The organism is Exiguobacterium sp. s132 (assembly GCF_018617235.1).
Classification (GTDB): Bacteria; Bacillota; Bacilli; order Exiguobacteriales; family Exiguobacteriaceae; genus Exiguobacterium; species Exiguobacterium profundum.
The window spans coordinates 45,762-68,431 of record NZ_JACSJU010000004.1; the positions used below are offsets into that span (position 1 = coordinate 45,762).

24 protein-coding genes are annotated in these 22,670 nt (G+C 48.0%); 7 read left to right on the forward strand and 17 right to left on the reverse strand.

Annotated features, from left to right (window positions below):
- Positions 1–11 precede the first annotated feature (11 nt).
- The 7 genes from KNO78_RS13660 to KNO78_RS13690 all read right to left on the reverse strand — a co-directional run bounded on the left by KNO78_RS13660 (position 12) and on the right by KNO78_RS13690 (position 7,141).
- Positions 12–251 carry a hypothetical protein gene (locus KNO78_RS13660; RefSeq protein WP_214691527.1) on the reverse strand — a complete coding sequence of 80 codons (240 nt, stop codon included), beginning with the start codon at positions 249–251 and terminating at the stop codon, positions 12–14.
- Positions 252–336: 85 nt separating this feature from the next.
- Positions 337–1,689, reverse strand: coding sequence for a GH1 family beta-glucosidase (locus tag KNO78_RS13665; RefSeq protein ID WP_214691528.1), 1,353 nt, complete (start codon positions 1,687–1,689; stop codon positions 337–339).
- 24 nt (positions 1,690–1,713) lie between these two features.
- A complete protein-coding gene (locus KNO78_RS13670) occupies positions 1,714–2,643 on the reverse strand; it encodes a carbohydrate ABC transporter permease (RefSeq protein ID WP_214685726.1) in 930 nt (309 codons plus the stop codon).
- A gap of 3 nt (positions 2,644–2,646) precedes the next feature.
- Positions 2,647–3,546, reverse strand: coding sequence for a carbohydrate ABC transporter permease (locus KNO78_RS13675; RefSeq protein ID WP_015880663.1), 900 nt, complete (start codon positions 3,544–3,546; stop codon positions 2,647–2,649).
- Between the two features lie 58 nt (positions 3,547–3,604).
- The gene (locus KNO78_RS13680) at positions 3,605–4,906 is read right to left on the reverse strand and encodes an ABC transporter substrate-binding protein (protein ID WP_214691529.1); all 1,302 of its coding nucleotides are present in this window, start codon (positions 4,904–4,906) and stop codon (positions 3,605–3,607) included.
- A gap of 202 nt (positions 4,907–5,108) precedes the next feature.
- Positions 5,109–6,122, reverse strand: a complete 1,014-nt coding sequence (locus tag KNO78_RS13685; protein WP_214691530.1) for a LacI family DNA-binding transcriptional regulator — start codon at positions 6,120–6,122, stop codon at positions 5,109–5,111.
- Between the two features lie 146 nt (positions 6,123–6,268).
- Entirely contained in the window at positions 6,269–7,141 is an 873-nt protein-coding gene (locus tag KNO78_RS13690; RefSeq protein ID WP_074034740.1) for a TetR/AcrR family transcriptional regulator, read from the reverse strand.
- A 164-nt stretch (positions 7,142–7,305) separates the two neighbouring features.
- Here KNO78_RS13690 and KNO78_RS13695 point away from each other — a divergent pair, with 164 nt between their 5' ends.
- From KNO78_RS13695 to KNO78_RS13705, 3 genes are all read left to right on the forward strand, one after another.
- Entirely contained in the window at positions 7,306–8,802 is a 1,497-nt protein-coding gene (locus KNO78_RS13695) for an MDR family MFS transporter (protein WP_074034742.1), read from the forward strand.
- A gap of 145 nt (positions 8,803–8,947) precedes the next feature.
- Positions 8,948–9,571, forward strand: coding sequence for a glucosaminidase domain-containing protein (locus KNO78_RS13700; protein ID WP_251125340.1), 624 nt, complete (start codon positions 8,948–8,950; stop codon positions 9,569–9,571).
- Between the two features lie 161 nt (positions 9,572–9,732).
- Entirely contained in the window at positions 9,733–10,293 is a 561-nt protein-coding gene (locus tag KNO78_RS13705; RefSeq protein WP_214691532.1) for a GNAT family N-acetyltransferase, read from the forward strand.
- On the opposite strand, the gene KNO78_RS13710 is transcribed toward KNO78_RS13705, so the two are convergent.
- Both KNO78_RS13710 and KNO78_RS13715 read right to left on the reverse strand, forming a co-directional pair.
- Positions 10,259–11,329 carry a HAMP domain-containing sensor histidine kinase gene (locus KNO78_RS13710; protein ID WP_074034748.1) on the reverse strand — a complete coding sequence of 357 codons (1,071 nt, stop codon included), beginning with the start codon at positions 11,327–11,329 and terminating at the stop codon, positions 10,259–10,261. The two genes, KNO78_RS13705 and KNO78_RS13710, sit on opposite strands and share 35 nt — an antisense overlap.
- Positions 11,326–12,018, reverse strand: a complete 693-nt coding sequence (locus tag KNO78_RS13715; RefSeq protein ID WP_015880656.1) for a response regulator transcription factor — start codon at positions 12,016–12,018, stop codon at positions 11,326–11,328. The genes KNO78_RS13710 and KNO78_RS13715 overlap by 4 nt, the downstream gene beginning before the upstream one ends.
- Before the next feature lie 171 nt (positions 12,019–12,189).
- Between KNO78_RS13715 and KNO78_RS13720 the strand changes: the two genes are divergently transcribed.
- Positions 12,190–12,663 (forward strand): DedA family protein, encoded by a 474-nt coding sequence (locus KNO78_RS13720; protein WP_074034750.1) that lies wholly within the window; start codon positions 12,190–12,192, stop codon positions 12,661–12,663.
- Between the two features lies 1 nt (position 12,664).
- Here KNO78_RS13720 and KNO78_RS13725 read toward each other — a convergent pair whose 3' ends face one another.
- Both KNO78_RS13725 and KNO78_RS13730 read right to left on the reverse strand, forming a co-directional pair.
- A complete protein-coding gene (locus KNO78_RS13725; RefSeq protein WP_214691533.1) occupies positions 12,665–13,678 on the reverse strand; it encodes an ABC transporter permease in 1,014 nt (337 codons plus the stop codon).
- Positions 13,671–14,399 (reverse strand): ABC transporter ATP-binding protein, encoded by a 729-nt coding sequence (locus tag KNO78_RS13730; protein ID WP_159563440.1) that lies wholly within the window; start codon positions 14,397–14,399, stop codon positions 13,671–13,673. The genes KNO78_RS13725 and KNO78_RS13730 overlap by 8 nt, the downstream gene beginning before the upstream one ends.
- Positions 14,400–14,570: 171 nt before the next feature.
- On the opposite strand from KNO78_RS13730, the gene KNO78_RS13735 reads away from it, so the two are divergent.
- Positions 14,571–15,179 carry a TetR/AcrR family transcriptional regulator gene (locus KNO78_RS13735; protein WP_084543010.1) on the forward strand — a complete coding sequence of 203 codons (609 nt, stop codon included), beginning with the start codon at positions 14,571–14,573 and terminating at the stop codon, positions 15,177–15,179.
- Between the two features lie 11 nt (positions 15,180–15,190).
- On the opposite strand, the gene KNO78_RS13740 is transcribed toward KNO78_RS13735, so the two are convergent.
- The 6 genes from KNO78_RS13740 to KNO78_RS13765 form a co-directional block, all read right to left on the reverse strand.
- Complete coding sequence (locus KNO78_RS13740) at positions 15,191–16,489, reverse strand: HAMP domain-containing sensor histidine kinase (protein ID WP_214691534.1); 1,299 nt, start codon at positions 16,487–16,489, stop codon at positions 15,191–15,193.
- A complete protein-coding gene (locus KNO78_RS13745) occupies positions 16,486–17,160 on the reverse strand; it encodes a response regulator transcription factor (protein WP_214691535.1) in 675 nt (224 codons plus the stop codon). The genes KNO78_RS13740 and KNO78_RS13745 overlap by 4 nt, the downstream gene beginning before the upstream one ends.
- Before the next feature lie 24 nt (positions 17,161–17,184).
- Positions 17,185–18,339 carry an ABC transporter permease gene (locus KNO78_RS13750; protein WP_214691536.1) on the reverse strand — a complete coding sequence of 385 codons (1,155 nt, stop codon included), beginning with the start codon at positions 18,337–18,339 and terminating at the stop codon, positions 17,185–17,187.
- A complete protein-coding gene (locus KNO78_RS13755; RefSeq protein WP_251125341.1) occupies positions 18,336–19,022 on the reverse strand; it encodes an ABC transporter ATP-binding protein in 687 nt (228 codons plus the stop codon). The genes KNO78_RS13750 and KNO78_RS13755 overlap by 4 nt, the downstream gene beginning before the upstream one ends.
- Positions 19,022–19,663: an efflux RND transporter periplasmic adaptor subunit gene (locus tag KNO78_RS13760; RefSeq protein ID WP_214691537.1), complete on the reverse strand. Its 642-nt coding sequence runs from the start codon at positions 19,661–19,663 to the stop codon at positions 19,022–19,024. Before KNO78_RS13760 ends, KNO78_RS13755 begins: the two co-directional genes overlap by 1 nt.
- Before the next feature lie 92 nt (positions 19,664–19,755).
- Positions 19,756–20,139, reverse strand: a complete 384-nt coding sequence (locus KNO78_RS13765) for a hypothetical protein (RefSeq protein WP_214691538.1) — start codon at positions 20,137–20,139, stop codon at positions 19,756–19,758.
- A 186-nt stretch (positions 20,140–20,325) separates the two neighbouring features.
- On the opposite strand from KNO78_RS13765, the gene KNO78_RS13770 reads away from it, so the two are divergent.
- Positions 20,326–21,822 carry a phytoene desaturase family protein gene (locus tag KNO78_RS13770; RefSeq protein ID WP_214691539.1) on the forward strand — a complete coding sequence of 499 codons (1,497 nt, stop codon included), beginning with the start codon at positions 20,326–20,328 and terminating at the stop codon, positions 21,820–21,822.
- Between the two features lie 113 nt (positions 21,823–21,935).
- Positions 21,936–22,661 carry a hypothetical protein gene (locus KNO78_RS13775; RefSeq protein ID WP_214691540.1) on the forward strand — a complete coding sequence of 242 codons (726 nt, stop codon included), beginning with the start codon at positions 21,936–21,938 and terminating at the stop codon, positions 22,659–22,661.
- Positions 22,662–22,670: the final 9 nt, after the last annotated feature.

Consider the following 22,670-nt stretch of genomic DNA (forward strand, 5'->3'; position numbering starts at 1 on the left):
TCTTTATCCTATCACTCTTTCCGGAGCGAATAGCCCTCCACTTCAAGCAACCGCATCCGCCTCTGGTCAATCGCCGCATGAATAATCACGGTCACACCTGGATTGAGCTCCATCATCTTCTTGATTTTTCGTAAGTCATCTCCCTTGATCTCAACGGGCAACACAAACTCGCCTTCTCTCAAATGAACGAATTTGATTTTCCCAAGGTCGTCATATCCCGTCACTTCGTATGTCGCAAACTCACGTTTCATAGAATATCCCTCCCCTATCTTCGTTCCCAAAAAGATAGCATTCCACACAAAAAATCCATCCCCGTAGCGGTGGGATGGATGCAAATTACGCCTCGACGCTATCCGCGTGTTTGGCTTTATGATCGGCGATGACAACGGCATACCACTTCGCGCTGTCTTTCCAGATGCGCTCCTGTGTCTCAAAGTCGATATAGAGGATGCCGAAGCGCTTCTCATATCCGAAGCTCCATTCGAAGTTATCCATGAGCGACCAGAGGTAGTAGCCTTGAATGTTCATGCCTTCATCGTTCAAATCGGAGACGGCTTCGAGGTGCTGGCGGACGTAGTCGATCCGGTTATCGTCATGGACTTCGCCATTTTCCAGCACGTCGTCAAATGCGGCGCCGTTCTCTGTGATGTAGATCGGAAGGTCAGTATACTCGGCGCGTAAACGACGGATCAGGTCTTTGAATTCGTTCGGGGCGATATCCCAGCCCATGCCCGTCTTCTCGTAGTCCGAGTAAGCGTCTGCCTTCAAGAAATCATTTGCTGCGTTGAACTCGACAATGCCACGGCTATAGAAGTTGATGCCGAAGAAATCACAAGATGTCGAAATCGTCTCCATATCACCCGGTTGGATGAAATCGAAGTTATGCACATATTTGGAGAACAAGTTCATCATGTCGACCGGATACTCACCTTTGAAGACCGGGTCTAGGAACCAGCGATTCGAATACCCGTCGGCATTGTTCATCGCAAGACGGTCATTCGCAGAATCCGTCTTCGCGTACATCGGTGACAAGTTGAGAGTGATGCCGATCGGGGTCGTGGACGTCATCTCTCGCTTCAACAACTCGACCGCTTTTCCGTGCGATAACAACATGTGGTGCACGGCGCGCACCGCTTCGTTCATGTCACGATGACCCGGTGCGTGAACACCGACGTGGTAGCCGAGGAAGCCGGCACACCAAGGCTCATTGTGGGTGATCCAAGAGTCGACGATGTCATCGAGCTCTTCAAAACAGACTTTCGCATAATCGAGGAACCAGTCGACCGATTCACGGTTGACCCAGCCACCTTCTTCGTGAGCCCACATCGGAAGGTCCCAGTGATAAATCGTGACGGCTGGTTTGATTCCTTCTTCACGGAGACGCAGCGCCAAGTTTTTGTAGAACGCCATTCCTTCTGGGTTGTACTCTCCCTTGGCAGGGAAGATGCGTGGCCACGCGATGGAGAATCGATACGTGTCGACACCTAACTTTTTGATGTGCTGGATGTCTTCCTCGTAACGATGGTAGTGGTCACATGCGACATCGCCGTTATGCTTTTCAAACACGCGCCCGTCGATGTCACAGAACATATCCCAGATGGAAGGAGTACGGCCTCCTTCGTTATATGCGCCTTCAATTTGGTACGAGGACGTGGCTGTCCCGAATACGAAGTCTTTCTTAAAATGCATAGTGTTTTCCTCTTTTCTCTATATTTATTCTTTGACAGCACCTGCCGAAATACTGCTGACGATGTACTTCGAGAGGAACAAGAAGGCAATCATGATCGGTACGACCGAGATCGCGATGCCCAGGTAAAGCGAACCAAGGTTCTCTGCGACTTGTGATCCTTTCAAGAAGCCCATCAAAACAGGCAACGTGTATTTCTCAGGCGAGAACAAGAGGACAAGTGGCATTAAGTAGTTGTTCCATGAGCCGATGAACGTGAAAATCGACATCGTTGCAATCGCTGGCATCATCATTGGAAGTGCAATTGTGTGGAAAATACGTAGCTCGCTCGCACCGTCAATCCGTGCCGCTTCAATCAAACTGATGTGAAGTGTCGCTTGCGTATATTGACGGATGAAGAAGACGGTGAACGGTGTTGCAATCGCCGGGACAATCAATGGAATGAACGTGTCCAAAATACCGAGCGTTTTTGAGATCTCATAGAATCCAATGAGTCCGAGTTGCGCTGGCACCATCATCATGACAAGCATGAAGATGAACATCGCATTTTTCCCTCTAAAGTTATAGAACGTAAAGCCGTAAGCCGTTAGGGCTGAGAAGTAACCAGACAAGACCGTCACCGATACAGAGATGATCAAGCTGTTCTTGAAGCCGTTCCAAATGTTAATGTATTCGCTGAGCGTCGCATAGTTGTCTGCGAGCGCCGTCCCCGGAAGAAGTGAGAACCCAGCCATAATTTCTCCATTCGTCCGTGTCGCGTTGACAATCATCATCAAGAACGGAATGAAACAGATGATCGCGAGAAGGATGAGCCCTGTATAAATCAAACCTCGTGCGAATCGCTTATTCGTTGTTTTCTTAGAAGGCGGCGCCACTTTAAGCGGACGCTCCTCTTTCCGTTTCGGCTGCGCTTCGCTATCTGGAAGCATTCGCCGTGATTCCGCATTTTGTTCCATTGCTTACGCCCCCTTCTGTGTCGCGCGCTCTTTGCGGAACATACCCTTGAAGACGACCGCCGAGAAGATCAGCGTGATCAAGAATAGGCCGTAAGCGACCGCTGACGCATAGCCATAGTTGTTGTACTTGAAGGCTTGGTTGTACAAGTAAAGCACCATCGTGTTCAATGAACCGTCTGGTGAACCGATTCCATCGGTGATCAACATCGGAAGGTCGAACAATTGAAGTCCACCGATGAGTGATGTGATCATGATGTAGAGAAGAATTGGTTTTAAGAGCGGCAATGTCACTTTCGTAAACATCTGCCAACGGTTTGCACCGTCGATGTGAGCGGCTTCGAAGTAATCTGTCGAGATTCCTGATACACCCGCCATGACGATGATGAAGGAGTGACCGAACCACATCCATGTCAAAATGAGTGAAACGGATAACTGTGCCGTCACCGGTTCTGCCAACCAGTTGATTGGATCCGAAATCAAGCCGATTTTCATCAACACCATGTTGAGTGAACCGTGCTGCCAGTCGAGCAAAATACCGAACAAGAGCGCGACCGAGCTGATTGTGATCAAGTTTGGAAGATAGAAGAACGAGCGGAAGAACGAGAGTCCTTTTAACTTCAAACGAAGATCAGAGAAGATGAGTGCCAAGAGAAGCGCCAATCCAATCTGCAAGACGAAGTTAATTCCCCAAATTTTGATGGTGTTGAAAAACGCCTCGATAAAGTACGTATCCGTCAACAACCGTGTGTAGTTCGCAAACCCGACGACCTCTTCACCCGGGCTCCCCGTATAGTTCGTGAAGCTATAATAAAGCGTTAAGAGGACCGGATAGATGCTGAATGTCAAGAAGACGACCCAGAACGGGGCGATGAACAGATAGCCGTAACGATCTAGTTTTTTCACGTGTATTTCTCCTTCCATAAGAACCGAGGGGGGAGCTCCCCCCTCGTGTTGGTCATCGTCAGTCTACAACGATGTCTGGGTAAGCGTTCTTCGCTTGTTTTTTGAACTCTTCAATCGCTTCTTCTTTTGACTTTTTCCCTTCTACATACTGAAGGACAGATGCACCATAAAGTGTATCGAGCTGTTGGTCGTATTTCGTGACGATACCTGGTGTGATTTCATCTGCTTCATCGAGGAAGAACTCATAGTTGTTTTGTCCGCCGAGGAACTCATCGCTGAAGTCGTCTTTGATCTTGTCTGTGACCGGGTTGAACGCAAGTACATCGCCTGTCTCTTGTGCCCACTCTGTCAAGAATTCTTCATCCTGTGTCATGAGTTTTACGAAGTCGTAAGCGGCTTCTTTGTTTTTCGATCCTTCATAGACTCCGAGCCATGTACCGCCCCAGAAGTATGGGCTTGGTCCGCTTGTGACAGCCCAGTCACCTGCAGACTTTTTCGCGTTCTCTTTTAATACAGAGTGGAGACCCCATGTTGGGAGGACGTATGAGAAGACTTGTGTCTCTGTCTCTTTTCCGTTCTCTTTCACTTTGATTGGCTTATCCATTCCTTCGAACCATGATGGTGACCATTCTGGTGCGAGCGCAGTGTATTGCTTCTCACGAAGTTCTTTCGCATAGTCCATGTAGTTGATCTTATCTTCTGTCAAGACGAGTTCGTTTTTATCGTTGACCCACGCTTCTGGGTTTGCTCCTTGTGAGAACCAACGGATCGCACCTTCGTCCGGGAACATCTTGTATCCTTTTTGTTTCATCTTCTCAGCAACTTCGAAGACACCGTCCATCGAGCTCATCATTTCACCGATTTCAGTCGGGTCGTCTGTACCAAGTACTTCTTTTGCTAAGCTACGTTTGTAGTAAACGCCACCTGGTGTCGTTTGCCATGAAAGAGCGCGAACGTTTCCATCTTTATCTTTCCCGAGGTCAAACACGTACGGGACGTAGTTGTCTGCGATTTCTTCGACACTGTATGGCTCGTCCGAAAGGTTTTCCCAATAACCTGCATCAACCCATTGTTTAAGGAATGCGATTTCTCCCGTGAAGACGTCCGGTGCGCCGACGCCACTCTCAAGTGCTGGCTTCAATTTCGTTGGATAGTCCGCGATCGGGACGATAGTCAATTCAACTTTGACACCGTTCTTCTCTTCATATGTTTTAATTGGTTCTTTTAATTCGTCCGTAAATGACCAAACTTTTAAGACGTCATCTTTTGATTCAGAAGCTCCGCCTTCGCTGTCTGAGCAACCGCTCAAGACGCCAACTGAAAGTGCTCCGAGTGTAAGTAAGCTGACTAATTTACGCATGTGTTGTTCCCATCCTTTTTATAAGTAATAGTAGAAAGCGCTTGCAAAAAGAGGTTTAAAATTATCGAAAGCGCTTTCGTTACGATCGAAATAAAATATCGAAAGCGGTTTCGATTTCTTTCAAAAATGACTTTCGAAATCGCGCTCCCCTCTCCATCCACTGAAGAAAAGAGAGCGACTTCGAAACATCATTGGCTATAAATCACTGTTTGACCGGTGCACAGGATGCCCGTTCGACTAAGCGTACCGGAATGACGCGACGTTCAGTGAGTCGCTCTTTCGCGGTCATTTGTTCAAGTAAAAGTTCTGCTGCCGCTTCTCCGATTTCGTCCGTATCTTGGCGAATCGTGGTCAGTTTCGGCGTGATGTATTGAATCATTTCAATGTCATCATATCCGATGACAGAGATGTCATTTGGGACATGAAGACCGTGCTCGTGAATGGCTTCGATGACACCGATTGCCATTTGATCCCCGGCCACAAAGACTGCAGTCGGTTGATCGGCTAGTTCAAGCAATTGTTCCATCGCTTGTTTCCCTTCCTCAACCGAGAAGAAACCGGCGTTGACGAGGTAGCCTGGTCGAATCGGAAGGTCCAGCTCTTGCATCGCAAGTTCATATCCTTTGATTCGTGCCGCTCCAGCGTCAATCGTTTCATCCCCAGCGATGTGGGCAATTTTTTGGTGGCCGAGTTCATAGAGATAATTCACGGCGAGACGCGCCCCTTCGATATTATCGGAATAAACGACGCTACAGTTGGCGCTGTCCATATCGACGACGACGATTGGGATGTCGCTTCGCATGAGCTCTTGAACTTGCTCATCCATTCGGTCCGAGCAGATGACGACGATCCCGTCGACCGCACGGTGTTTAAAGTGTTCGAGGTAACTCATGTCACGATTGCGTAGATTCCGCGAGGCAAAGATTAAATCGTAGCCCTGCTCCTCTGTCGCGTGACGAAAACTTTCGATGATTCCGTTGAAGAACGGGTGCTTCATCCCGACTTCGTTCGCCTCTGAGAACATGACCCCGATCGCCCATGATTTTTTCGTCGATAACGACTGGGCATGTGCGTTCGGCAAGTAGTCCATCTCAGCAGCGGCTTGAAGAATCTTCGCTCTCGTCTTGTCACTCACGTCTTTATAATTGTTCAACGCTTTGGACACTGTCGTGATTGAGAATCCTGTTTTTTTGGCTAAATCATAAATCGTACCCATGTCATTCTCCTCTTCCCGAAAGCGCTTTCGGTAATTTGATTGTAGCGTATGGATTTGTAGGAATCAATTCTTTTTCGAGGAAACTTTTTGATTCTTTTTTCCATTCCTTGTTTCTTCTATATTACTGTATCGGGAAATTTTTGTCCTTAATGTGTCCGCGTATACAACCACACGAGATTCGTGAACTTTTGTACTTCTGTCTCGCCTGTCACGCCTTTAAATAGCCGTTGGAATGGCTTTAACAATTGCTCTAACACGATTTTCCGGAGACGCTCTTGTTTAAGTTCGAACGAAATCGCATCGAACAAATCTCGCTGTTCTTCCGTCATGTCGACATGCTCTTCGATGCGAGCAGCCATCTCGATCAATTCTTCGATTGTTATGAGATGTTTATCTGTCGTCCCACGCATTTGATCGACCGTGACCGGGTTCAAGACGTGCTCTCCTGTCTCCATCATCCGAGCGGCAATCAATTCGACATACGTGTATAAGCTTCGGACGACTTTTTGAGGAGAGTAGGCAGCATTCGTGATGCGGTTCGTAAACAAGATATGTTGCAACATTCCGTTGAAGAGCACCGTCAATTCCATCGAATACGGTCTGACGGACTCTCCGATGATTTCCGTCAAACGCATCGCAATCCACTCGATTTCATAAATGCGATGTTGGAGTACAAGCTTCTTCAATTCATTCTCGTTCGACGACATGATCGATTCAAATAACGCGTGCAAGTTCCGCTCTTCGTTCAATTGAATCAATATCGAAATCTGTTCGATGAAGACGTCACGATCTCGCTTATCCCGCCCCATCTGCATTTCGATTCGGCGTTGCCCTGCATCATATCGTAAGTTCTCGAGGATACTAGCGACACAATCCGTCTTCGATGAGAAGTAATTATAAAACGTCCCTTTGGAGATATTAGCGCGGTCGATGATCTCTTGCACCGATGTGTGCTGTACCCCATTTTCGATGAAGAGAGACATGGCAATATCGGCAACTTTTCTCTTTTTCTCTTTCATATTTTCGTAACTCCGTTCTGTCTAGTTTGTACCTTTACTATAGCACCGAAAACCTTTTTAGACTAATAGTACAAAATGGTTGCTTTATTTATACAACGGGTATAAAATCATTTCATCGACACTTACCAACACATAACTATTTAGAAAATAAAGGAGCCATCCATATGAAACCAGAATTCCAAAAGAAACCGCCTTACGTCATGTTGGCGGTGCTCTTTGCGGGTGCATTCATCGCATTTTTAAACAACTCATTACTCAACGTCGCGCTCCCATCGATCATGGTCGACCTCGAGATTGCAGACTACTCGACCGTTCAATGGCTCGCGACAGGCTTTATGCTCGTGACGGGTGTGCTCGTCCCGGCATCCGCCTATTTGATCACTCGCTTTTCAAACCGCAGCTTGTTCATTACGTCGATGAGCATCTTCGCCATCGGTACGGCTATCGCGGCCTTCTCGCCGAGCTTCGGCTGGTTGTTGACTGGTCGAATGATTCAAGCCATCGGTGCCTCAACAATGGGACCACTCTTAATGAACGTCATGCTCGTCAGCTTCCCGCGTGAAAAACGGGGGATGGCGATGGGGATTTTCGGACTTGTCATGATCTCGGCACCTGCGATTGGACCGACACTTTCCGGTTATATCGTCGAGTACTATGACTGGCGCGTCTTATTCGAAATGATTTTACCGCTCGCGATCATCGGTCTCGCGCTCGCTGTTTGGAAAGCAGAGAACGTCATGGTCCAAAACAAAGACCAGTCACTGGATTACTTGTCGCTCGTCTTATCGACACTCGGATTTGGTGGGATTTTATACGGTGTCAGTTCAGCAAGTTCGGACGGCTGGGATAATCCAATCGTCTTGGCGACGATGATTGTCGGTGCAATTTCGTTGATCGCCTTCATCTACCGCCAGCTTCATATGGAAAAACCATTGCTCGACTTGCGTGCTTACAAACATCCGATGTTCGCACTCGCGTCAGTCATTGCGATGGTCAACGCGGTCGCAATGTTCTCCGGTATGATTTTGACACCGGCTTACGTCCAAAGCGTACGTGGCATCTCACCACTCGATTCAGGGCTCATGCTTCTCCCTGGTGCGATCATCATGGGAATCATGTCACCGATCACGGGTAAACTGTTTGACCGATTCGGGCCAAAATTATTGGCACTTACCGGTCTGACAATCACCGCGGTATCAACATATATGCTCGCAAACGTCCAACTCGATTCGACCTACACGTACATCGTCTTAACGTACACGTTGCGTATGTTTGGGATGTCGATGGTTATGATGCCGATTATGACTAATGGACTTAACCAGTTACCGACTCGCCTCAATCCACACGGAACGGCCATCAACAACACGGCCCAACAAGTATCTGGCGCGATTGGTACGGCAGTCCTCGTCACCATCATGAACTCGGTGACACGTACGGAGGCTGAATCATTGATGACAGGAGTCGATCCTGCGACACTCACAGAGAGTTCGATGGGTGCCATCACTCAGCAAGCCCTCTTATCTGGGATTCAATATTCATTTTATGTCGCACTTGGGATGAACCTCTTGGCGCTCGTCCTTGCGTTCTTCGTAAAACGAGTGGATGTGCGGAAGTTCGATGATCAAGTAGAGACTGTTGAAGAATTGAAACAAGCAAATTAAATGTTGAGAAGCCGCTTTGAATGTTGAATTCAGAGCGGCTTTTTTTAATTTCTCATTTCCTTCATAAATAAATCTGAAATTAAAATTTAATCCTAATATGGTATTATTTCTCAATGGATATGATTCGTTTAGGAGGGTACATATGATGAAAAAAGTGTTTAGCTTGGTGATTGTATTTCTTCTGATCACATCTTCTTTTCTCTCGACTGGATCAATCGTTGAGGCGGCCCCGAAGAAGCAGAATCGTGCTATTATGGGAGTATCGGCTTTGACTCCGCAACAAATGGCGGATTACGTAAAAAAGAAGAATCCTCGTGATGTCCGGCTAGTACAAACGTCGGTCGAAGACTTGGCGAACCTCTTCGTCATCATCGGCGCTAAGGAAGGTGTTCGTGGGGATGTCGCGTTCGCTCAAGCACTGAAAGAGACAGGCTACTTTCGATATGGTGGCGATGTACTCCCTGAACAACATAACTATTCCGGAATCGGGACGACTGGGAATGGCGTAAAAGGTCACTATTTCCGTTCACCGCATCAAGGCGTGACTGCTCAAGTTCAGCATCTAAAGGCATACGCCTCACACGATGCACTGAATACGAAACAAGTCGACCCACGCTTCCATCTCGTCAAGCGAGGCTCTGCAACGACGTGGCCATCTCTTCACCAAAAGTGGGCCATGCAGCCGAAAGGAAATTACGGGACCGAGATTCTTTCGATTTATCAAGAAATGTCGAAAATACCAAAACGTGTCGCTAAAGCAAACAGATAAGAAATGTAGGGGTGAAAGAACGTGACGTGCAAACAAGTTAGACTCGCGAGCGGAATCGCATTATTCGTGACCGGCGTGATGTTGTTACTCAAACGCTAATGAGCATTTCGGACAATGGTCCGAGTGCTTTTTTTATGACCGATATTACAAAGGAGGATATCATGAACCCTATTTTATACATACGAAACGAACAACACTGTACCATTCGTCAAGCCTCACAAGACGACGCGAAATCCCTCGCTTTCATTCGTCTGCAAATCGATCAAGAGACGGACTATTTAGACCGCGAACCTGGAGAAGGTGTATTGAGTGAGGAGGCCATTCAATTTCTAATCGATTCTGATTTGAATACCATGAATCGACTATTTCTTATAGCAGAAGTCGATGGGGAAATTGTCGGGTTTGCCCGCTGCGAAGGTAGTGTGCTCGCTCGAAAATCCCACACTGTCGAATTTGGAGTTGGAATTCTGCAAGCGCATTGGGAACTCGGTTTAGGTTCAGCTATTTTACGATATGTTCTCGATTGGGCGCGAACGGAAGGCCTTCATAAAGTCACTTTAAGTGTCATTGAAACAAATAAAAAAGCCATAGCACTCTATGAGCGCTACGGCTTCGAAGTCGAGGGCCGATTACGGGACGATAAGCTTATTGATGGACAGCACTTCGATACAATCTTAATGGGATATCTCATTCCATCGGTAACGATACCCGAAAACAAATAACCTGACCCTCTAGCGGTGCGGCCGTCAACCGTCCACCATGCAATAAAATGATTTGGCGGGCAATCGATAGACCCAACCCATCACCTGGCGTGACCCCTCTCGAGGAATCGACACGATATGTGCGATCAAACAGATGAGGAATGGACTCAATCGTTTCAGTCGTTGTCGCATTCGAGATGGACCACTCAAGCATATCCTCCCTGGTCTGGAGATCAATGTGAATCGGACTCGGTTGCTCCGCATATTTCCATGCGTTCGATAAAAGGTTCTCAAAAGCGCGAATAAGCTGTTCTTGATCCGCTTCCATCCATATATCTGGTCTGATTGAAGTCTGTAAATGAAGTCCTCGCTCATTAAACAACGGCTCCATCTCGTGGATAAGTTGCGTCGTCAATAGACTCAGGTTGAGTCTCTGTTTCTTTAGTTGCATATGTGGGGCATAGAGTCGGTTTACGTTCATCAGCTGATCTAGCAAATGTTCAAGCTGATCCGTTTTTTCATTTAGAATACGAAAATGATCTTTTTCTGCAAGCGTCAGTTCCCGATTCATTTGCAGGAGTTGCGTATAGCCTTTGATGCTCGTGAGCGGTGTCCGCAAATCGTGCGACAGGTTGGAGAATAGTTGGTTCCGTTCTTCTTCATGCGCCCGTTCCTTCTCAAATAATTCACTTAATTGAGCTGACATCCGATTCACACTCTCTCCAAGCGACGCGATTTCGTCTCGACCCTCCACTTTGACAGTTCGACCGAGGTCACCGTTTGCAATCTGTTCAATCTCACTCGATAAATACGTGATTTTTCGAAGTGTTTTCCGCATCATCAGTGAAAATCCAATAATAAAGATCAAAATAACAATGAACGTCACCCCTAAAAACATAAGATTGGACGTCAGCGGATCTGGTGTTGTTTCGTTCTCAATGTAGTATAAACTGATCGAATAGCCCATGATTAAAAAAGCAATCGTCGCAATCAATGCATTGACTAAAATGATACCAATCAACTTCACTAGCAAGCGATCCCATTGTCTCCGTCTCATAATCGATACCCCACGCCCCACACCGTCTTGATAATGGTCGGTTTTCGTGGTGTGTCTTCTAACTTTTCTCGGATTTTTGTGATGTGGACCATCACTGTGTTGTCGACCTCAAATGCTGCCTCACCCCACACCGCCTCGTAAATCTGTTCGACTGTTAGGACTTGATTTGGATGACGCATAAAATAGGCGAGAATATCAAACTCTTTCGGTGTAAGTCGAATCAACATCTCATCCTTTCGACATTGTCGCGTCTGTAAATCAAGTGTCACATTTTCAAAGACGAGTGTACTCGTGAGGTCTGCTCGGTCTGACCCATAATCACGATATCGTCTGAGTAACGATTTGACACGCAGCGTCACTTCAAGTGGGTTAAACGGTTTTTTAATGTAGTCGTCCGCTCCAACGGAAATGCCTTGCATCAAATCCAAGTCGCTCGTTTTGGCTGTGAGCATCAAAATCGGCATAAACTGCGTCTTTCGAATCTCAATACAAGCTTCAATTCCACCCATGACAGGCATCATCAAATCTAGAATGAGCAAATCGATCGTTTCGGTCGACGCGAGGTCGAGTACTTCTTGTCCATTTTTCGCAAATCGGAGTGCATATCCTTCATTTTTTAAATAGATAGCAAGTAATTCTCGAATCGCTTCATCGTCGTCAGCGATACAGATGACGGGTTGTGAACGCATCTCTTTCCTCCTCGTTTTTCACTAGTAAACTACATTCATTTCCTCTATTAATGAGTGTAACAAACTCAGTAACGGCACTTCCTTTCCAACTTCTTAAGATTTCTTAAGAGAATACTAAAAACTCCTTACGCTTGCGAGTGAATACTAGACAAGGTAAGGAGTGAATTTATTATGGAAATGATCATACATTATGCCATGCTCGCCATCGGCATCATGTTTACCCCATTATCTGACGACGTCTTAATGATCACCCATCTGACGGTCGCGGATGATTTTGTCCCAAGTTGGCTTTTATTTGTCTCCACCTGGATTCTCTTCACGCTCACGTTCGGCTGGTTCTATTTAATCGGGAAAGGGCTTCATCGTATCCTACCCGTGCGACAACGCGAATCTCGTTATCTTAAAAAAGCCGAGGCGCTCTATCAAACATACGGGGCACGCACCATTATGATTTCTTATTTTATTCCCGGCCTTCGGCACCCGCTCCATTACATCGCCGGGTTCACATCGCTCAAACTTCGTACGTATGCGTTCTATACGACCATCTCTGCTTTCTTCTATACCGGTGCTTGGTTTCTCGTCATCGGACTGGCCAATAAAATCCCGGCGTTTCAACAGTTTCAAGACTGGGTGTTGTCCTTTTAACTTAGTGTCCTCTGTATTTCCCGAGCGCTCGCATGTTTAAGAGATATAAGACACCTGCATAAAGAATCAGACCGAGTAAATACATCCAGATGCCTGAAAAGCCACTTCCGTACACCATAACTTCCTTGATTGCTGTCGCTCCGTAGAAGATTGGCATGACGTAACTCAAGTTCCCGAGTCCGTATGGAATCAAGTCGAGCGGGATGAGTCCTGAGAAGAATACTTGCGGGATGATGGTGAACGGAATCATCTGTACGACTTGTAGTTCCGATCGGGCAAACACCGAGATGGTCGCCCCGAAGAGTACTGCGGTCCCTGCCATGAGTAGCATCGTCAACATGACCCACGCCATATTCCCGAGCGAAGACAAGCCGAGCACATAAATCGAATAGAGCACGATGAAAATCGACTGCACGACCGCAAACGTCCCGTATCCGAGTGTATATCCTAAAATGACCTGTCCTCGTTTGATCGGGGTCATCAACAGTCGCTCGAGCGTACCCCCACTCCGTTCTTTGACGAGTGCCATCGCAGATAGGATGAACACGAAGAAGAACGAGAAGAGGGATAGGAAGACGAAGCCGAACGAATCGAACGTCGACTGTCCTTCTTCACCATAGACGAATGACGTATCGATTTCAGCTGCAGGGTTGAGCGTCGTCAACGCATCTTGAATCTCACCAACCGCCTTCGACGACTTCGTCGAAGGTTCGCGTAACGTGATGGTCGTTCCTTCCTGACCCATTTCAAACACGGCATCGACATGTACATTGTCTTCGATATATACTTTTGGATCATCGAACGATGCCTGTTCCACTTCGAGCGTCTCGTCTTCAAACGCATCGATGAGCTGTTCTGGTGCGTTGTCATCGAGGACAACGGTCGGCACGTAGTCGGAGTCCCCGAGTAAGAAGTAGACGAGTGTCAAAATGAGAAGTGGCGCAATCAAAATCAAGGCGACACTTCGTTTATCATTCAACGTCTGAAAGATGACACGTTTCGCCAAGTTACGCATGGTCACCCACCCCCTCTTTCCCGGCAATCAAGAACAGTTCTTCGACGCGGCCGTTCTCGGTCTGGTCAAGCAAATCTTGCACATGGTCATATGCGATCAACCGTCCATTATAGACGAGCGCAGCCCGGTCACATTCGAGCACTTCATCCATGACGTGCGTCGAGACGATGATGGTCGTCCCTTCCGCCCGAATCGTTTGGAACTGATCCCAAATCTGTCGGCGTAAAATCGGATCGATTCCGACCGTCGGTTCATCAAGAAACAACACATCGGGCTTATGCAGGATGGCAATGGCCAAGGAAAGACGCTTCTTCATCCCGCCTGAAAAATTGCGGACAAGCTTATGCCGGTCGTTCGTTAAATCGACAAGGTTGAGCACTTCGGTGATGCGTTCTTGGAGCGCCTTTTTCCCTAACTTATAAATCGATCCGAAGAAGGCGAGGTTCGCTTCGGCCGACAAGTCTTCGTACAAGCCATCGTTCTGCGGCATAAATCCGATTTGTTGGAGCATGTCCATGTTTGGCATCTTCGTTTCGCCGATATGGACACTTCCTTTGTCCGGTGCGAGGGCGCCGATCATGAGTCGGATGAGCGTCGTCTTCCCCGATCCAGATGGTCCGAGCAAGCAGCAAATTTCTCCGGATGGGATGGTGAAGTCGATGTTGTCGATGGCGAGTTGGTCGCCGAACGACTTGTCGACGTGTTGCAGTTGAATGTTCATTTCTGTCACTCCTTTTCGGCGCCTCCTCGTGTATACTCAAGATAATCGACACCGTGTTGGTTTATATGTTCAGTATAGTCCCCGTTCACGGTGGCAACAATCGTCAATATCGGTCATCGTGTCGGTTTTCCGACAGATGCAATGAATGTGTTGAGGAAAAGGAGAAATAATATGGAACAAACTGACTTACGCGTCATCCGAACGAAGAAGCTGATCAAAGATGCCTTCTTTAGTCTCATTGAAGAACAGGGATTTGAAGCCGTCACCGTCAAGCAATTGACTGAACGGGCCGGTATTAATCGGGGAACCTTTTATAGTCACTATGTGGATAAGTTCGAGTTGATGGAGAAATGCGTCGACGAGATCTTTGAAGAGGCTGAACGGAAGTTGATTCATCATCTCCCGCACATCTTTGGAGACGAGCGAACTGATAACTCGTATCATTATCTCGTCCCGTTCATCCGCTTCATCGAAGACAATCAAATCATCATGAAGCCGCTCCTCGGACCAAATGGAGATCCGACGTTCCAGGCAAAACTTCGAAAATTTATGCAGGCTGCCTTGTTTCAGCGCTCCCCGGTAACCTTGTTTGATCCGGACAAGATGATGGTCCCGCCTCCATATCTCGTCGCCTATCTTTCTTCGGCTCACATGGGCGTCATCTATGAGTGGTTAAACAATCCGTCTTCGGAAGAGACAGCGGAAGACATCGCCCGGATTATCTATACGATCACCTATGAAGGACCGCTCGTTGCCGGCGGTGTGAATCTACGAAAATAAGGACAGGTGCTTTACCTGTCCTCCTTTGGAAAGACGACCTTCGCCGTTGTCCCAATCTGTTTCTCACTCGATAATGTAATCTCTCCACCATGTAACTGTACGATTTGACGAGCGATGGCTAGCCCTAGTCCTGAACCGTTGCGATGACGAGATGTGTCGGCCTGATAAAAGCGTTCGAACGCCCAGTCCACTTGTTCAGGTGTCATGCCTTCTCCCTCGTCTCGAATCTCACACGTGATGTGCGTCGCATCCTCTTCCACCAGAAGATGCAGTGTACTTTCTTCATATGCATATTCGACAGCATTTTGAAGTAGATTGATCCAAACTTGCTGAAGAAGTGTAGCATCACCCTTCATCACGACTTCGTCCATAGTCAAATCTAGGTTCATTCGTTTGCGTGTCATCTCTGAATCTAAGGATAAGATTGCCTCCCGGATCTGCTCACTGAGAGACAGTTCCGTCGCATGTAGACCGACAATCGTGTGGTCTAATTTCGCCAGCCGGAGCACGTCTTGTGACAAGCGCGATAGTCGTTTCCCTTCACGCTCAATCTTCGTGACATATTCACTTTGTTTTTCAAAAGGTCCTCCCCGTTTCAACAACGTGGCATACCCTAAAATCGAAGCGACCGGCGTCTTAAATTCATGTGCCATAACGGATGCCAATTCCTCATTCTTCGTTTCATTCGTTTCAAGCGTCTCGGTCATCTGATTGAACTGCTTCGCGAGCATTCCAATCTCATCTGTTGCTACGTCATGAATCCGCACCGATAGGTCTCCAGCGGTCACACGGTTGACGGCATCCGTGACACGATCGATGCGTCGTGTCATCAGTCGAACTGCGAATAGAATGAGAACACTTGAAATGAGTGCTGTCAGGAACAAGGTCTGTAACGACACGTCACGGAAGATTGAAATCGGATTCTCGTCTGCGTTCGGAGACAACGTGACCACGGTCTCGTCGAGTAAAAAAGCGACTTGTGGAAGACGGTCCGTCTGTGACAGCACTTCACCCCGTTCTAATGTCGCTCGTTCCGAAACGCTCCATTCCGCACGGTCATAACGCATCGTCTGGGCATTCAGTGTCGCGTCATCAAAGAGGTCCAAGACCGCATCAGACGCTAGACCGTAATCTTGTGAGGCCATCTGCATGCTGTCGGCCCGGTCTACCAACATTTCTTCGACTTGTGTCTTCAGTGCATTGAACTGAAAGGTCAAAAAAATCGTGAACGTCAAGAGGATTGGAATCAACAAGAGTCCGAAGAAAATCATTAAAAATCGTCCGTAGATGGTACTAATAAATCGTTTCATCTTTTCAGCTCCAATCGATAACCGAGTCCCCACACCGTACTGATCTGAAATGCATCAATCGGCTTGAGACGCGCACGCAGTCGATTAATATGGACGTCGACCGTTCGGGTCTCACTCTCCGTCTCATATCCCCAAATCCGGTCTAACAGTTGTTGCCGGGTGAAGACTTGATTCAAATGCGTCGCCAAAAAATAGAGGAGTTCAAACTCTTTGCGAGGGAGTTCGATCGTCTCAGAAGTCGTTTGTAACGTCATCGTCGTCTCATCGAGTACGCAGTCGTTCAACTGAATCTGATGACTGTGATGAATGCGCGCTCGTCGTAACAATGCCTCAATTCGTAATTCGAGTTCTTCGAGATCGATCGGTTTCACGACATAGTCATCCGCTCCGGCATGAAACCCTCTCTTTTTGTCATTCATCGCATCGAGGGCCGTCAGCATAAGCACCGGGAGCGTATACCCGGCGTCACGTAATTGTCCCGTCAGTTCACGTCCATCCAACCGTGGCATCATCACGTCGGTAATGAGCAAATCGATTGGCTCACGGTCGAGCCAATCGAGTGCTTCTTCTCCATCTTTTGCATGAAGGACACGATAACCGGCCACCGTCAAATAATCGACTAATAAACCGCCGAGCGCCCCATCATCTTCTGCGAGTAAAATGGTGACCATCTGTTTCCCCTTCTTTCTAATGGCTTATACGTTTCGCAACGCTTCAATCGGTTGCAAGTTCGAGGCTTTCCGGGCTGGGATGTAGCCGAATATGACTCCGATGATGACAGAGAAACCGAGTGCCAATCCGACGGTTGAACTTGCCAATGTAAACGGTACGCCCATGACGAGCGTCAGTCCAAAGGCGAGCAGTCCACCAAATAAGACACCGACGAGCCCTCCGAGCATCGAAAGCAGGACGGACTCAAACAAGAATTGTTGTCGAATCTTACCAGGCGTCGCACCGAGTGCTTTACGCAGTCCGATCTCGCTTGTTCGTTCGGTCACCGAAACGAGCATCATGTTCATGATCCCGATGCCTCCGACGAGTAAAGAAATCGAAGCGATGCCAACGAGGAGCATACTGAGAAGCGCATTGATTTGATCGATGGAAGCGAGCGCATCCTCAAAACTCGTTACTGTGAAGGCGTCACGTCCATTGAATGCGGTCGTCAGCTGTTGTGTCACTTCATCCTGTACGACAGCTGATGCACCCGATTCGGTATATAAGTCGAACGTGGCAATCGTCCCTTGATGAAACTGCGTCAGTGCAGTCGTCACAGGGATGACGATCGCCTCGTCTGTTGACATGGAAAATTCCGATGATGGCGCAAGCGTTCCAACGACGATGTAACGAATCCCACCAACAGAGATCTCTTCCCCGAGAGGAGAGGATGTCGGAAACGCCTCTTTCGCAATCGTTTCTCCGAGCAAGGCGACATGCGTCTGTTGATTAACGTCGAGTGGTGTCAATCCGCGCCCGGTTGCGACAACCGAATCGTCTTTGAAGAACGCTTCACTTTTCCCAAGAATGGTTTGCTGTTCCGTCTGCCCCGATACATATACATCGGTCATTTGACTCAATGTCGGGGAGATTGAGGCGACCCCCTCAATGGCTTCGAGCCGATCCATGTCCGCCATACTGACACCGGATTTCCCATCTTCTCCGATTTGAACGGTCATACGATCAGCTCCAAACGTCGCGACTTCATCGTTAATGGAATCGGTCACACCGGAAATGATCGTCATCAAGGCAATAATCGAAGCCGTCCCGATGACAATCCCTAAAATCGTCAAGAAGGAGCGCATCTTGTGACTGATGACCGTCAACCAAGCCATGCGTATATTTTCTCGAATCATCGCACCCGTTCCTCCTTTTCAATCTTCCCGTCACGCACATGTACGATACGAGTCGCTTCTTTGGCGATATCGATATCATGGGTGATCATGATAATTGTCTTTCCTTCCGCATGTAGCTCGTGAAAGAGCGCCATAATTTGACGACCGTTCGTTTGATCTAACGCGCCCGTCGGCTCATCCGCGAGAAGAAGCGATGGATTCGTCACGAGCGCCCGAGCGATGGCGACACGTTGCTGCTGACCACCTGATAACTGATTTGGAAAGTGGTCCATCTTATCGCCTAATCCGACACGCGCTAACATCTTTCGAGTTCGTTCCTGTCTTTCCGCTTTTGAAGATCGTTGATAAATGAGCGGAAGTTCCACGTTCTCTCGAGCACTCAACCGAGGAAGTAGATTGAATTGCTGAAAGATAAATCCGATGCGTTCGTTCCGAAAAAGAGAAAGCTCCGTTTCGGACAATCCGGTCACATCTTTGTTCCCAAACCGGTAACGACCGCTCGAATAACCATCGAGACAACCAAGGATGTTCATGAGTGTCGACTTGCCAGAGCCGGACGGTCCCAAAATGGCGACGAACTCTCCTTCTTTCACCTCTAAATCGATTCCTCGTAATACGGTCTGCCGATTGTCACCCTCCCCATACGATTTGGTCAATTGTTCGACCGAGATGAGCGTCGTCATCATTGCCCACCTCCGATTCGTGGAGGCATCAACCCGCCACTCGTCGTCTCATCGAGTAAGAGTACTTCGGTCTCGTCTAATCCATCTTTGATCTCGACTCGGCTCCCGTCTGTCAATCCTAGCTCGACCTGTCGTTTCACCGGGCCTTCGTCTCCTTGCACATAGACGTATGCGTCCTCATCCTCAAACGTGATGCTGTCGAGCGACAAGGTCTCTGCATCTTCCGCGCGCTCGACGACTAAACTTCCTTCTAACGTCATCCCATTCCGTAAATTATCCGTCTCAGGGAGGGTCACCGTCATCGCATAGCGAGCGGATGCGCCTGGTGTCGTCATCGGTTCTGCTTCCTCTGCGATGACGTCGATGGTTCCGTCAATCTCTGCATCGAGCGCCGTCACATAAATCGTCAACGCATCCCCTTCATTCACTTTTCCAATATCTCGCTCATCAACCATGAATCGACCTGTCGTCTCATCCCCGACTGCCGTGACCTGCCCCGCAAACGTGTAACGATTTTCAATCGTCTTAATCGATACTGCTTCCGTTTTATATTCAGTTGTATCCGGCATCAAGAAGACTCCAGCTACTAATGTAAGGGCGAGCACACCAATCCCCATGCCCCATTTCACTTTTTTGTTCATCCTGTGTTCCTCCTTATTGTTGATACGTTAAGGATAAACACAAGTTGTAAACAAATTATAAACGCCCCTCGTTTGTCGCGAGAGGCGTTCACTTATGTGACTCGAACGTGCACGTGCAAGTTCCCATTTTCTTCAGTTGTCGTCTGGTACGTGTTCTGTACCGCCTCCAAATCATGCCAGGCGATGCGGTATGACTTTCCTCGCATCCCTTCAAACTCGAAGGCGAGATGTTGTAAATCCGACATACCCAGGATGCGGTCAAACGGTCCACCCTCGCCAGCCCATTCCAATTGATTCGCCGAATCCTTCAATACGAGGTCGAGTCCATGCATCACTTTTTCTTTGATCAATTGTCCATCCGCGGCAACACGCATCCCGTCTTGAATATCATGCATCCGACACGATTCGATATCATCAAACGGGATGGTGATTTCATCCCCGTTTGCAAAGTGAAGCGTGATTGTTTTTACGATCATCTTAGATTCCTACTTTCGTTCAGTCTCTGTTCCCTTACTATACAAAACTTTTGTCGGTTCAGGGATGACATCTTTGTGGATGTGGCAAATCCGTAAAAGCATGTTCGTTTCATTTGGAAACGGGAATAGAAGAGATAGCACTCATTCTGTTTTTTGAAAATAACACTTCGGAAAGGCGGCGAATATATGCCATCAGTGGAAAAGTCGGTCATCGTCATCGGCGGAGGGCTCGGCGGCTTGTCAGCGGCCATCTCACTCGCTCAAAAAGGTTACGACGTCTCACTCTACGAAAAGAACGACCACATCGGCGGGAAAGTGAATCGGCTCGAACAAGACGGATTCGGTTTCGACCTCGGACCCTCGATTTTAACGATGCCTCACATCTTCGACAAACTGTTCCGTGGAAGCGGGAAACGGATGGAAGACTATGTATCCATCAAACGACTTGAGCTCGAATGGCGCTCGTTCTTCCCGGACGATACCGTCCTCGACCTTTACCATGACCTCGAACAGATGCAGCGGGCAAACCCTTCCCTCTCTCGAAAAGACATGCAAGAATATCGTGAACTGTTGAATTACGCAGCGCGCATCTATAAGACGACCGAGAAGGGATACTTGGCCGAAGGGTTTGAATCCCCATTAGAAGCCGTCATGAAAACGGGCATCTTCCCGACCCTATTCGGATTCGATTTGACGTCGACGATGTATAGCGCCATCAAGAAACGGATCAGCAACCCACATCTTCGAGACATGCTGTCGTATTACGTCAAATATGTCGGGTCGTCTCCGTATAACGCACCAGCCGTCTTAAACATGATGATTTACATGCAATATGCCCAAGGCTGTTGGTATGTCGAAGGCGGGACCCATAAGCTCGCGGAAGGCTTGACGAAGCTCGCCGAAGAAATCGGTGTGAAGCTACATACCGGAGAAGGCGTGGTTCGTGCCCATACGGTGAATGAGAAAGTGACCGCCATCGAGCTCGAGGACGGACGTCTCCGTTCCGCTGATTATTTTGTCTCGAACATGGAAGTCATCCCGTTCTATCAGAAGATGGTCGACGCGGACAAACAGTATGTCGACAAACTCGTCGATAAATACGAACCGGCGAGTTCCGGATTCGTCCTCCATCTCGGGGTGAAAAAAGCCTATCCACAACTGGCACATCATAATTTCTTCTTCTCTGAGAACCTACATGAACAAATGGATAAAATCTTTGAGAAACATGAACTTCCGGACGACCCGACGATTTACCTCGTCAACGTCAACAAGACCGACCCGACCCAAGCGCCACCAGGACACGAGAACATCAAAATCTTGCCACACATCCCGTATATCCAGGATGTGCCGTTCACGGAAGAAGAGTACGCCGCTTTTGAAGAACGTGTACTCGACAAATTGGAACGAATGGGTCTCGATGGTTTACGTGAACATACGGTGACACGTGATGTATGGACGCCCCATGATATCGAGCGGACGTATGGATCGGACCGAGGTGCCATTTATGGAACGGTCGCCGACAAGAATCGGAATGGCGGCTTCAAACATAAGAAACAGAGTGAACTTTACCACAACCTCTACTTCGTCGGCGGGACCGTCAACCCAGGTGGCGGTATGCCGATGGTGACGTTGAGCGGTCAGCAAGTGAGCGACAAGATTGCGAAACGTGACAAAGTGAAATGATTTTCTTTCATCCCTCATTCGATATGAGGGATTATTTTTTGAAACTTTTTCCAATAACCTTCCGTATATTGTGCTACGATACAAACAATCAAATAGACAAGCGGAGGAACAGGATGCATCAAATCACAAGTTATTTCTTTATGTATGCCAAAGTTGTCGTCACGGATAAAGTTCCATTCATTTGGACATTCGTAATCCCACTCGTTATCGCCTTGACGCAGTCATTTTCAGATATTCGCCAAGCAACGACAGTGGAATACTACCCAGGGCTCTCTTATTTCTGGGTGTATATTATTCTTGCTACATATGTGAACGGTGTCGGCATGGAGCTCGCTCGCATGCGCGAATACGGACTGATGAAGACGTACGTGATGATTTCCGGCAACAAACTGACATATGTCATCGCCGTCATCTTGGCGCAACTTCTATTCGCCTCCATCAGCTTAACTTTATTCACAACGGTCGTTACGCTCGTTCACGGGTTCTTCTCGTTCAAGTTGATTGCAACGTCTCTACTCGTATTGATTGGCAGTATCCCGTTCGCGGTTGCCAGTGTCGCCATCACGACACTTCCAGTGAAAGTATCGAGTCTCGGGACGTTCGCGAACATACTGATGTTCCCACTCTTTTTACTGGCAATCAAGTCACCTGATCAATGGTTCAGCTTCCTCAACCCGTTCTACGCGCTTCACGAATTCGCGCTCGGGTTGCTGCATCTGACGACTCAAGTCGAGCTCTCGTTCGGAGTATGGGCGACATTCCTTTCCATACTTGGTTACTTCATCATTGGTGCGATTGCGTTGAAACGCTTCAGTCTCGTCTCACTCATCACACGCTAGGAGGTTCTT